The organism is Halothermothrix orenii H 168, from assembly GCF_000020485.1.
Lineage (GTDB): Bacteria > Bacillota > Halanaerobiia > Halanaerobiales > Halothermotrichaceae > Halothermothrix > Halothermothrix orenii.
In genome coordinates this window covers 1,738,674-1,751,778 of record NC_011899.1, presented here as the reverse complement: position 1 = coordinate 1,751,778, position 13,105 = coordinate 1,738,674, and the positions used below count along the sequence as shown (strand labels likewise).

At 41.5% G+C, this 13,105-nt stretch carries 9 protein-coding genes; all 9 read left to right on the top strand.

Annotated elements, in window-relative coordinates; all coding sequences use genetic code 11:
* The first annotated feature begins 38 nt into the window (after positions 1-38).
* The 9 genes from HORE_RS08490 (at position 39) to uvrC (ending at position 12,960) form a co-directional block, all read left to right on the top strand.
* A complete protein-coding gene (locus HORE_RS08490) occupies positions 39-776 on the top strand; it encodes a GltB/FmdC/FwdC-like GXGXG domain-containing protein (protein WP_012636561.1) in 738 nt (245 codons plus the stop codon).
* Positions 777-1,043: 267 nt separating this feature from the next.
* Positions 1,044-1,943 (top strand): phosphogluconate dehydrogenase (NAD(+)-dependent, decarboxylating), encoded by a 900-nt coding sequence (gene gnd / locus HORE_RS08485; RefSeq protein WP_012636560.1) that lies wholly within the window; start codon positions 1,044-1,046, stop codon positions 1,941-1,943.
* Positions 1,927-3,423, top strand: a complete 1,497-nt coding sequence (gene zwf / locus HORE_RS08480; protein ID WP_012636559.1) for a glucose-6-phosphate dehydrogenase — start codon at positions 1,927-1,929, stop codon at positions 3,421-3,423. The genes gnd and zwf overlap by 17 nt, the downstream gene beginning before the upstream one ends.
* A 125-nt stretch (positions 3,424-3,548) precedes the next feature.
* Complete coding sequence (locus HORE_RS08475; RefSeq protein ID WP_041606000.1) at positions 3,549-4,193, top strand: cyclase family protein; 645 nt, start codon at positions 3,549-3,551, stop codon at positions 4,191-4,193.
* Between the two features lie 297 nt (positions 4,194-4,490).
* On the top strand, positions 4,491-4,913 hold the full coding sequence (locus HORE_RS08470) for a C40 family peptidase (RefSeq protein WP_012636557.1): 423 nt from the start codon (positions 4,491-4,493) through the stop codon (positions 4,911-4,913).
* A 225-nt stretch (positions 4,914-5,138) separates the two neighbouring features.
* Positions 5,139-5,906, top strand: a complete 768-nt coding sequence (locus HORE_RS08465; protein ID WP_012636556.1) for a tRNA (adenine-N1)-methyltransferase — start codon at positions 5,139-5,141, stop codon at positions 5,904-5,906.
* A 373-nt stretch (positions 5,907-6,279) separates the two neighbouring features.
* Positions 6,280-8,298, top strand: coding sequence for an excinuclease ABC subunit UvrB (uvrB, locus tag HORE_RS08460; protein WP_012636555.1), 2,019 nt, complete (start codon positions 6,280-6,282; stop codon positions 8,296-8,298).
* A gap of 7 nt (positions 8,299-8,305) precedes the next feature.
* Positions 8,306-11,131, top strand: coding sequence for an excinuclease ABC subunit UvrA (gene uvrA, locus HORE_RS08455; protein ID WP_012636554.1), 2,826 nt, complete (start codon positions 8,306-8,308; stop codon positions 11,129-11,131).
* Positions 11,131-12,960, top strand: coding sequence for an excinuclease ABC subunit UvrC (gene uvrC / locus HORE_RS08450; protein WP_041605998.1), 1,830 nt, complete (start codon positions 11,131-11,133; stop codon positions 12,958-12,960). Before uvrA ends, uvrC begins: the two co-directional genes overlap by 1 nt.
* The last annotated feature ends 145 nt before the right edge of the window (positions 12,961-13,105 follow it).

The following is a 13,105-nucleotide window of genomic DNA, read 5'->3' as shown; positions in this document are numbered from 1 at the left end:
CTAAAATATAAATATATTGTTGAAAAGAGGTGAGGACAGTGGTTGAACTGGATGCTTCCGGGATCCATTACCGGGAATTAAACAACAATATAAAGGAATTAATTAAAAAGGGACATGATAAAATAAAGCTTGTAAATGTGAACGGACAGCGGTATATAGGAAGCGGTTTTGAAGGTCCGGTCAAGATTAACATAGAAGGTACTGCCGGGAATGATATGGCTGCCTTTGCCAGTGGTGTTGAGATTTCTGTTTACGGTAATGTCCAGGATGGTATTGGTAATACCATGGGTGAGGGGGTAATTACTGTCCATGGGCAGGCCGGTGATATTTTAGGTTATGCCATGAGGGGAGGAAGTATTTATATCAGGGATAATGTTGGCTACCGGGTCGGTATTCATATGAAGGGATATAGAGACAAACAACCCGTAATTGTAGTAGGGGGCAAAGCCGGTGACTTTCTTGGTGAATATATGGCCGGTGGTTATCTGGTGGTCCTGGGATTAACGGGCCGGCCTGGTGAACCTATTGTAGGTAACCATGTCGGGGTTGGAATGCACGGAGGTGTCATGTATATCAGGGGGGAAGTTGACGGTAACCAGCTTGGACCAGAAATAGATGTATCGGAAATTGATGAAAGTGACCGGACCAGACTTGTTGAAATTTTAACTCCCTACTGCAGGAGGTTTAAACTAAACCTTAATGAAATACTGGAGGGTAGGTTTACCAGGTTAAAACCTTTTTCCAGCCGTCCTTATGGAAAATTATACGCATATTAAAGCCTTGTCAGGCTTTTTAACCGGGCTCAGGCCCGGTTTTTCTTTTAATATCCAGAATTAAACACAGGTGTTTTTATGGGTAATTCTGGAATAAACAATTTTTTTTCTTTTAAAATGATTATAGACGAACAATTTGTTCATATATAAAAATGTAAAGTTATTAACAGTTATAGTTATTTTTTTTATGTTATATTTACCTTACATATTATAAAAAACAAAATAAAGTTCTACGATTTTACTAATAATATTAAGAAGAGGTGATAGAAAATGAGAATTGGTCTGGTAGGTTTAGGAAGGATGGGGTATAATCTGGCCCTTAATTTAAAGGAACATGGTCATGAGGTGGTAGCTTACAATAGAAGTAAGGAAAAAGTAAAAAAGGCAGAAAAAGAGGGAATAGAAGGGGCCTATAGTTTAGAAGAGCTTGTCGATAAGCTCAGGACACGGCGAGTTATCTGGGTTATGGTTCCGGCCGGGGCTCCTGTAGAACAGGTCATAGATGATTTAACACCCCTGCTCGACCGGGGTGATATTATAATAGACGGTGGTAATTCCCATTACCGGGATACCCTGAGACGTTACAAGGAGTTAAAAGAACGGGGAATTCATCTGGTTGACGCCGGTACCAGTGGGGGAGTAGAAGGAGCCCGTCATGGGGCCTGTATGATGATTGGGGCTGAAGATGAGGTATTTAGTTATCTTGAGCCTGTATTTAAGGATATTAATGTTGATAAGGGTTATCTCCATACCGGCCGGGTTGGGTCTGGCCATTTTGTAAAAATGGTTCATAATGGAATAGAATATGGAATGCTTCAGGCTATCGGGGAAGGATTTGAAGTCCTCAAAGAGAGTGATTTTGACATTAACTATCAGGAAGTAGCCCGGGTCTGGTCCCATGGTTCGGTAATAAGGGGCTGGTTAATGGAACTGACAGAGGAGGCCTTTAAGAAGGATCCGGAACTGGATGAAATCAGGGGTATAGTTCATTCATCAGGAGAAGGTCTATGGACTGTAGAAGAGGCTCTAAAACTTAAAGTCCCGGTGCCCATTATTGCCGGTTCCCTGTTTATGAGGTATCGTTCTCAGCAGGAAGATAGTTTTGCCGGTAAAGTTATTGCCGCGTTAAGGAATGAATTTGGAGGTCATAAAGTTGAAAAGAAAGAATAACGAACTGGAACCCTGCCAGATTATTATATTCGGGGGAACCGGTGATTTAACCCATCGCAAATTAATGCCAGCCCTTTATAATCTCCAGGCCCAGGGTCTGTTACCAGATAATGCTCCTATTATTTCTATAGGGCGTCGCGATAAAAATAACGAAATCTACCGGGATGAAATATATCATTCTATTAATAAATATTCAAGGAATGAAGTGGAGGACAGTGTTTGGTCCTCTCTTTCTTCCAGGATATTTTATCAGAGATTTGACTTCAGGGAAGATGAGGGTTATAGCAGATTTAAGAATTTTTTATGCCAGAATCAGAGGGAGTACCAGACCGGAGGAAACAGGATTTTCTATCTGGCAGTAGCCCCTGAATACTTTGGAATCATTGTCGATAAACTAAAGGAGTTTAACATAGTAAACCAGGGCGGGAGTGGCTGGAACAGGGTTGTTATTGAAAAGCCATTTGGACATGACCTGGATTCTGCCAGAAAACTTAATGATAAAATTACAGCAGTCTTTAATGAAGAAAACACCTACCGGATTGACCATTATCTGGGAAAAGAGATGCTCCAGAACATAATGACTATTAGATTTGCCAATACCATTTTTGAACCGGTCTGGAATAATCGTTATATAGATAATATCCAGATTGTCTCCAGTGAATCGGCCGGGGTGGGGCGTAGAGGCGGCTATTACGAGCAGGCCGGGGCCTTAAAGGATATGGTCCAGAACCATATGCTTCAATTATTAACCCTGACAGCAATGGAGCCTCCTGCTACTCTGGATACTGAGTCAATCCGGGATGAGAAGGTCAAGGTCCTGAAGGCTTTACTGGAGATGGATACCGCTGATATCAGGAAATTCGCTGTAAGGGGTCAGTATGGTCCCGGGAAAATAAAGGGAAGACGGGTTCCCGGTTATCGTGATGAAGAAAGGACAGATCCGGATTCAAAGACGGAGACCTTTGTTGCCCTTAAGGTTTATATCAATAACATCAGATGGTCAGGTGTTCCATTTTATATCAAGACAGGGAAACGTCTTCAGAAAAAATCAACTGAGGTTATTATTGAGTTTAAAGATATGCTTCACCCTATTTATTTGAAAAATTTTAATTCCATTAACCCCAATTTGCTGGTTATAAGGATTCAACCCCGGGAAGGGGTATATTTTCGCTTTAATACCAAGAAACCGGGAACCAGGCAGACTATAATACCGGTTAACATGGACTTCTGCCAGAATTGTCAGATCGGGCAGAATTCCCCTGAAGCCTATGAACGCCTACTGCAGGATGTAATTCTCGGGGACCAGACCCTTTTTACGAGGTGGGATGAAGTTGAATACTCCTGGAGCTTTATAGATAAAATTGCAGAGGCCTGGCAGGATAACAACCCCGATTTTCCAAATTATCATGCCGGCTCTCAGGGTCCGATAGCGGCTGAGAAAATGCTGCAGCAGGAAGGCCATCACTGGTGGAATGTTTAAGATTACTGTTCAGTTTTGAAGTTTCCATTAAACGTCAGATATTTTAATGTTTATATCAAATGCTAATATTTAGTATTAAGTTCATTTATTTAAGCTAACTATGTTAATTATATGGGGTGATTAAAGTGAAAATATATGATATTTCCATGCCTGTCCACTCCGGAATGCCAGTTTATAAAAATAGGGAGGAGATGAAGCCGGTCTTTAGCGTGGTCCAGGACTTTTTGTCCTCTGATGTTCATCAGACTAAAGTAACCCTTGACCTTCATACCGGAACCCACCTCGATACCCCCCTCCATATGATAGAAAACGGGGATGATATAGAGTATTTTAACCTTGAAGATGTTATTTCAAAATGTACTGTTCTGGATCTGACCGGTGTTGATGATAAGATTACTGAAACCCATTTATCAGGTAAAAATATTAGTAGTAATGAGTTTGTTTTATTAAAGACCGAGAATTCTACCCGGGATGATTTTACGACTGATTTTGTTTTCCTAAGTGAAACCGGGGCAGAATATCTGGCCCGTCAGAATATCACGGGAGTGGGGATTGACTCCCTGGGAATTGAGCGGAATCAACCAGGTCATCCCACCCATAAAATTTTATTATCAAAAGGAATTTATATCATAGAAGGCCTTAGACTGGAGGATGTACCTGAGGGTAATTATTATCTTCTTATGGTTCCTTTAAATATAAAACATGCAGATGGTGTTCCGGTCCGGGTATTGCTAATTGATGAGTTAAAGTCATTTATTAATAGTCTTTAGTCCATTTATAAATAAACTTTAGCCACTTAGACAAAAAGATTAAAGTAAATAACTATACCCCACCCGGTATGGTTATAATATATGTCGTTTCAGTATTTTATGAACTTTAAACCAGAATTACTTTAACTATAAAGACTGAAATAATGGGTCCTGGAGGGTAACCCTGAAGTACAATAACTTTAAACCAATAAAAATTAATGTAGATGTTGCTAAGTTTAAGGGACTCATAAATTAAACCCCACTTTTGTCATTTGAGGTTGGTAATGAATATGCTAAAAGAAAAAAGGTGGGGTAAAGTTGGATATAGAGATTAAAAAAATAGTTAACAGGTTAATTGGGATTCCATATAAGCATAACGGGAGATCCTATCAGGGGGTTGACTGCTGGGGCCTTGTCTATTTATTTTTTAAAGAACTCGGGGTAGATTTGCCTGTTGGTGACGGTGAGTTTGTGCCTGATGACTGGTATAAACAGGAACCAGATCGTTACATCAGGGGAATAAGGACCCTGGGAGAGGAAGTAGGGCATTATAGATACTTAAAACCCCTGGATATTCCCTATTTTAAACTATATAGAAATGTAATCACCCACTCCGGGGTAATGGTAGATGATGATAGCTTTATCCATGTTTTGATCAATAAAGAGGTAAGGCTTGATAGTATGAGCCGGAAGTACTGGAAGAGAAAATATGCAGGAGCTATCCGATTAACAGGTCTATAATTATAGCAGTTGGCAACTCTATATAATAATGATAAAATATAAACTAAAGTAATAAGATGTAATTTAAAGTTAATGTATGCTATAAGTTAAAGAAGTCTTTTTCATAGTCTTAAAGGGATAACAAACCAGTATAAAGGTTATTTTTTGTTTAATTCCCGGCTCTTAAGTATTAAAGGTAGGATTTGTCCGGTGTAGTGGATATTATATTATAAGGAGTGGGTGTGTATGGCAGGTGGTTTAACCAATAAAAGGGTTATAACTGACCGGAAAAGGTTTAAAAAGGTTATCAGTATAGAACCGCCCCATAAGATAGGTTTACCAACGGGTCAGATAGATAGTAAGGTACTTAAGGATATAAGACCAGGAAGTTATTTTGAAATAAATGGTTCCCGTTATTATGTCCTGGAGTGTGACCTTCATAACTTTATCATGAATGATTTAAAAAGGAGAACCCAGATTGTTTACCCCAAGGATGCTTCCTATATTATTTTTAAACTGGATATAGCTCCCGGGAAACGTATCGGTGAAGCCGGTACAGGTTCGGGAGCTTTAACCAGTGTTTTTTCCAGGATGGTAGGACGGGATGGCCGGGTATATACATATGAAAAAAGAAAGGATTTTATAAAAGTTATAAAGAGGAATCTGGCTCAGGTTCAGGAATTTGATAATGTTGTTCTTCACAACCAGTCTCTGGAAGATGGAATCGAGGAAAAGGGGCTTGATGCCTTCTTCTTAGATGTAAGGGAGCCATGGCAGGTTCTTAAAAAGGTCAAATTATCCCTGAAAGGTAATGGTCATCTGGGGTTAATACTTCCCACTACAAATCAGGTCAGTAAAACTCTTGAAGTTTTAGAGAAATTAAATTTTTATGTATCTGAGGTGGTAGAGGTTTTATACCGGGAATACAAGCTCATACCGGAGAGGCTACGACCCGACGATACGATGGTTGGCCATACAGGTTATTTAATATTTGCCCGTAACTTAATTGATTAAAAACTTAGTCAATGTTGACCCCGCATAATTTAAAATAGCCGGGGTCATTTTAATTTATGAATCATATTATCTTATTTTGAGTTTTTTTTTTTTTAAAATTGATTTTATGGTTTTATGGTAACAGAACCCCTGTATGATCTGTTTATAGATTATAAAAAAGTTAAAATTGTAATTTTTAATACTTTATTTTAGTAATAATTATTGTTATAATATTATAGAACATATATTCACCTGTTCTCCGTTTTCTTCATTTAACTGGATTTAGTTATAAACTGGATTTAATTATAGTTCTTATTTTACTGGTTTATATTGCATTATGTTTATATTAAATTATATTTATGATTTATATTACTCACCGAAAGGGGTGGGTTGGTTGAAAACAGAGAAGAAATTTAAACTGGTTTCCTCATATTCGCCAAAAGGAGACCAGCCCCAGGCCATTGAAAAACTGGTTAAAGGGGTAAATAAGGGTTACAGGCATCAGACCCTGCTGGGGGCAACAGGGACAGGTAAAACCTATACCATGGCAGCGGTAATCGAAAAGCTGAACAAGCCTACCCTGGTAATTGCCCACAATAAAACACTGGCGGCTCAACTCTGTAGTGAATTCCGGGAATTTTTTCCTGAAAATGCTGTTCATTACTTTGTCAGCTATTATGATTATTATCAACCGGAAGCTTATGTCCCCCAGACAGATACCTATATTGAGAAAGATGCTTCTATAAATGAGGATATAGATAAGCTACGCCTGGCAGCTACCAGTTCTCTCTTTGAGAGACGGGATGTGCTGATTGTGGCCAGTGTTTCCTGTATTTATGGCCTCGGTAATCCAGAGGATTACCTGGATCTATCCTGCCACCTTAAGGTTGGGGATTTGAAGGAAAGGAATACAATCCTCCAGGAACTTATTTTTATGCAATATAGCCGCAATGATATTGATCTGTCCCGGGGTCATTTCCGGGTAAAAGGTGATGTTATCGATATTTTTCCTGCATACAGGGATGAGGCAATAAGGGTTGAATTGTTCGGGGATGAAATAGATCGTATCACTAAAATCAATACAGTGACTGGAGAGGTTCTACAGGAGATTGATGAGATTACTATTTATCCAGCGAGCCATTTTGTTACCCCTGAAGATAAAATAAAGAGGGCACTAAAAACAATTCAGGTAGAGCTGGAAGAAAGGTTAAAGGAGCTTAAAAAACAGAATCGATTGGTAGAGGCCCAACGCCTTGAACAGAGGACCCGCTACGACATGGAGATGCTGGAACAGATGGGGTACTGTACCGGGATTGAAAATTATTCCCGTCACCTGGAGGGGCGACCGCCCGGTTCCAGGCCCAACACCTTACTTGACTATTTCCCCGATGATGATTTTCTGGTGATTATCGATGAATCCCACATGACAATACCCCAGATCGGGGGCATGTATGCCGGAGACAGGTCCCGTAAGGAAAAACTGGTTGAATATGGATTCAGGTTGCCGTCAGCCCTGGATAACAGGCCCCTGAACTTTGAAGAATTTGAAAAACTCGTGCCCCGGGCGATTTATGTGTCTGCCACCCCGGGCCCTTATGAGTTGAAACACAGCCAGCAGGTAGTTGAGCAGATTATAAGGCCGACCGGTCTGGTTGACCCGGTGGTTATCGTTAAACCTACCGAAGGTCAGATAGATGACCTGATGGATGAAATTCAACAGGTTATTGAAAGGGAAGAAAGGGTCCTGGTAACAACTTTAACCAAACGGATGGCAGAGGATTTGACCGAGTTTCTGGCTGAAGCAGGAATCAGGGTTAGATACCTCCATTCTGATATTGATACCCTGGAACGGTCCGAAATTATAAGGGATTTGAGGCTCGGCGAGTTTGATGTTCTGGTCGGGATAAATTTGCTCCGGGAAGGCCTTGATTTACCCGAGGTATCGCTGGTAGCCATCCTGGATGCTGATAAGGAGGGTTATTTGCGTTCTGAACGTTCCCTGATACAGACCATTGGGCGGGCTGCCCGTAATGTTAACGGGCGGGTCGTTATGTATGCTGATAAGATTACAGAATCAATGGAAAAGGCCATAGATGAGACCGAAAGAAGGAGAAAAATTCAGCTTGAATTTAATAAAAAACATGGGATTACACCCACGACCATCGTAAAACCGGTCAGAAAAGTGCTCAGGCCTGAAGATATGATTATTAAAGATGTAGATGAAATAGACTATTCTGTTAAGTCGGGTGAAGGGGAGGAGATTAAGAACCTGTCTCCTTCTGAAATACGCCACCGGATTCTGGAACTTGAGGAAGAGATGAAAGAGGCGGCCGATAACCTGGAGTTTGAACTGGCAGCCCAGATAAGGGATGAAATAAAGGAACTGGAAGAAGAGCTGGAAAAGATGAGGTGAAAAGATAATGGTCAAGGAAATGATTTATGTTAAGGGAGCCCAGGAGCATAATTTAAAGAATATTGATGTCAGGATTCCAAGGGATAAACTTATAGTTATAACCGGTTTGAGTGGTTCTGGTAAATCTTCACTGGCTTTTGATACCATTTATGCTGAGGGTCAAAGGCGTTATGTCGAGTCTCTATCAGCCTATGCCCGGCAGTTTTTAGGACAGATGGAAAAACCCCGGGTTGAATATATAGAAGGTTTATCTCCTGCTATTTCAATTGATCAGAAAACCACCAGTAAAAACCCCCGTTCCACAGTCGGTACTGTTACTGAAATCTATGACTATCTGCGCCTTCTGTATGCCAGAATAGGAAGGCCCCACTGCCCCGAATGCGGGCGGGCTATCTCATCCCAGAGTGTTGATGAGATAGTGGATCAGGTTCTGGATCTACCGGGAAGGACCAAAATACAGATTCTGTCACCGGTGGTCAGGGGAAGAAAGGGTGAGCATCAGAAGGTATTTACAAGGGCCCTGAGGGATGGTTTTGTCAGGGCCCGGGTAGATGGAAGGGTCATCATTCTGGGGGAAGAAGAGGTTAGCCTTGAGAAAAATTTAAAACATGATATTGAAGTTGTCGTCGATAGACTGGTTATTAAAGAAGGTATCCGGGAGCGATTGACCGATTCCATTGAGACTGCCCTGGAATACAGTGAAGGGCTGGTCATTGTAGATGTTATCGATGGAGATGAAATGGTATTTAGTGAGAAATTTGCCTGTCCCGAATGTGGTATCAGTCTGGAAGAAATGTCTCCCCGGATGTTTTCTTTCAACAGCCCCTATGGGGCCTGTCCCAATTGTGATGGACTGGGTATAAAAAAGGAATTTGATCCTGATCTTATCCTTGATAAGGAAAAATCCATCAGTAACGGGGCCATTATTCCCTGGCGTAATTCAACAAGTCGTTATTATCCTCAGCTCCTGTCAGCCCTGGCTGAAGAGTATAACTTCAGCCTGGATACCCCCCTGGAGCAACTGGATGATGACATCATAGATATTATTCTGTACGGTTCGGACAGGCAACTTGTTTTTCCCTATACCAACCGCTATGGGAGAACCAGGCAGCATAAAACCTATTTTAAGGGGATAGTTGGTTATTTAAAAAGGCGGGTTAATGAATCTGACTCTCCGACAGCCCATCGCAGGCTGGAAAGATATATGAGTGAACGGCCCTGTTCTACCTGTCAGGGGGGCCGGTTGCGGCCTGAGGTTCTGGCTGTGACGGTCGGGGGTAAATCAATTGCCGAATTTACCCGTTATTCAATTAAGGAAGCCTATGATTTCATAGAAGAATTAAATTTAACAGAAAGGGAACAGTATATAAGTCAGGAAATTATTAAAGAGATTAAAAACAGGTTACGGTTTTTAATAGATGTTGGTCTGGACTATCTTACCCTGGACCGGCCGGCCGGGAGTTTGTCCGGGGGTGAGGCCCAGCGAATCAGGCTGGCTACCCAGATTGGTTCAGGACTGGTAGGGGTTTTATATATTCTAGATGAACCGAGTATAGGGCTCCACCAGAGGGATAATAACCGTTTAATAAGAACCCTTGAACATATCAGGGATCTGGGGAATACGGTTATTGTTGTTGAACATGATGAAGATACCATCAGGGCAGCTGACCACATTATTGACATCGGTCCCAGGGCCGGTAAACACGGTGGCCGGGTGGTAGCCCAGGGTTCTCTGGAAGACATTGTTTCCAGTAAAGAATCCCTGACCGGTCAGTATTTATCTGGAGAAAAGAAAATACCGGTACCTGAAAAGAGGGTTAGACCCAATGGTAAATACCTGGAGATTAAGGGGGCCAGGCAGCATAACCTTAAAAATATAGATGTCAAAATCCCCCTGGGGACTTTTACCTGTGTTACCGGTGTTTCCGGTTCAGGGAAGAGTACCCTGATTAATTTGACTTTGAAACGAAAGTTAATGCAGCATTTTTATGATTCCACCCTGAGGCCGGGTGAACATGATGAAATAAAGGGGCTGGAGTATGTCGATAAGATTATTAATATAGACCAGTCACCCATAGGCAGGACCCCTAGGTCAAATCCAGCAACCTACACCAAGGTTTTTGATTATATCCGGGATGTGTTTGCCAAAACCCCCGAGGCCCGGAGGATGGGGTATAAGAAGGGGAGGTTCAGTTTTAACGTAAAAGGGGGCCGTTGTGAGGCCTGTAAAGGTGATGGCATAATCAAGATAGAAATGCATTTTCTGCCTGATGTTTATGTCCCCTGTGAGGTATGCGGGGGTAAAAGATATAACCGGGAGACCCTGGAGATAAAATATAAGGGAAAAACAATAGCAGATATACTCGAGATGACGGTTGAGGAAGCCCTGGAGTTTTTTGCCAATGTCAATCCGATAAAGAGGCGGTTACAGACCCTTTATGATGTTGGTCTCGGTTATATTCGACTGGGTCAACCGGCAACAACTTTATCCGGGGGTGAGGCCCAGAGGATAAAGATTGCCTCTGAACTGGGAAAAAGGAGTACCGGAAAGACCATCTATATTCTGGATGAACCAACTACCGGTCTGCATTTTGAGGATGTAAAGAAACTTCTTGAAGTACTCTTCAGACTCCGGGAAGGTGGTAATACCGTCATTGTAATAGAGCATAACCTTGATGTTATAAAAGCTGCCGATTATATCATAGACCTTGGCCCTGAAGGAGGGGACCGGGGAGGGCAGGTTATTGCTACCGGAACCCCGGAAGAGGTTGCAGCCAACCCTGAATCTTATACGGGACAGTTTTTAAGTAAATATCTCAATAATAAATGGTGATGCCCATGAGATATATTGAAGAACAACTAAAGAGGTTACCTGATCGGCCAGGGGTATACCTGATGAAAGATGAGACAGGTGAGGTTATTTATGTCGGTAAAGCAAAATCCCTGCGCAGGAGAGTCAGATCATACTTTCGTAAGGGTAATCATACCTTTAAAACAAAAATCATGGTTAAGCATATTGCCGACTTTGATTATATTGTAACCGATACCGAGGTAGAGGCTTTTATCCTTGAGGCCAATTTAATAAAAAAATATAACCCCAAGTTTAATATCAGGTTAAAGGATGATAAAACTTACCCCTATATTAAAGTAACGGTTCAGGAGGATTTTCCCAGGATATTCAAGACCCGCCTTGTAAAAAATGACGGGAATCGTTATTTCGGTCCTTTTACAGATGTTAATGCCATTTATAAGACCATTGATGTCCTAAAGGATTTATTTTCTTTAAGAACCTGTAAAAAAAATCTTGAAGCTGGAAAACCGGAAAAAAGGCCCTGTCTTAATTATCATATTGGAAAATGTGTCGGTCCCTGTATTGGGGCCATTGACAGGAATTCATATCGGGAACTGGTAGATCGTGTTTGTTTATTTTTATCGGGAAAGCAGGATGAATTAATAAATGAAGTTGAAAAAGAGATGTATCAGGCTGCTGAAAAGAAAAATTTTGAAAAAGCAGCCCGGTTCCGGGATGCGGTCCGGGCCCTGAAAAATATTTCAGCCCAGCAGAAGGTTATGTCCAGTAAAAATATCAATCAGGATATTATTGCCCTGGTCGAAGAAGAGGGTGAGGCCTGTGTTCAGGTCCTGTTCATCAGGAATGGGAGATTGATCGGGCAGGAATACTTCCTGATGGAGGGGGTTGATGAGGAGAGTAATACTGATATAATGGTGTCCTTTTTACAGCAATATTATGAACAGGCTCCTGAAATTCCTCAGGAAATAGTTATAAATACCCATGTCAGTCAAACGGAACTCCTGGAGGACTGGTTACAACAGAAAAAGGGAAAAAAGGTTAAGATTTTAATCCCCCTTAAGGGTGAGAAGAAGAGGCTGGTGGAGATGGCCTCTAAAAATGCTTCCCAGAACCTTAAAAAGGAATTAATACGACGGAAATACCAGAAACAGAGGAATGAGAAAGCCCTGGACCAGCTAGTTGAGTATCTTGTACTTTCCAGTAAGCCGGTTCATATCGAAGGGTTTGATATATCCAATATTCAGGGGAGTGACCCGGTAGCCTCGATGGTTGTCTTTAAAGATGGTGTCCCCTCTAAAGCTGATTACCGCCGTTTCAGGATTAAAACAGTTAGTGGCCCCAATGATTTTGCCATGATGCAGGAAGTGGTTAAAAGACGGTATAGTCGTCTTCTGGAAGAAGAGGGTGATTTACCGGATTTAATTCTGATCGATGGAGGGAAGGGCCAGCTCAATGCAGCCCTGGAGGTTTTGAAAGAAATGAATCTTGATTACCTGGATATAGCCGGTCTGGCTAAACGGGAAGAAGAGGTATTTCTCCCGGGGCAAAAGGAACCGGTCATTATACCACGGAAATCGCCAGCTCTTCATTTATTACAGCGGGTCAGGGATGAGGCCCACCGGTTTGCGGTAAGTTATCACCGGAAACTCCGTTCCCGACGTTTAACCCATACCATGTTAGATGAAATTCCAGGGGTTGGCCCCAAAAGAAGGAAGGCTTTATTAAGCCATTTCGGGTCCCTCGGGGCAATAAGAAAGGCAACTATTGGTCAGCTAAAAGAAGTGGACGGTATCAGTAATAAAACGGCCCGGGTGATATATGATTATCTCCGGGAACATACCCGGCCGTAATTTTTTTATGTGAAATTATCAGAAAAATGTGAAGATGCTAAAATATCTTGACACATTCTTTTTAAAATTTTATAATATATAAGGAGGAATATTCCATACCTTTGTTGAATATATGTATAAAGGGTAATAAGAAAATAAGATCTAT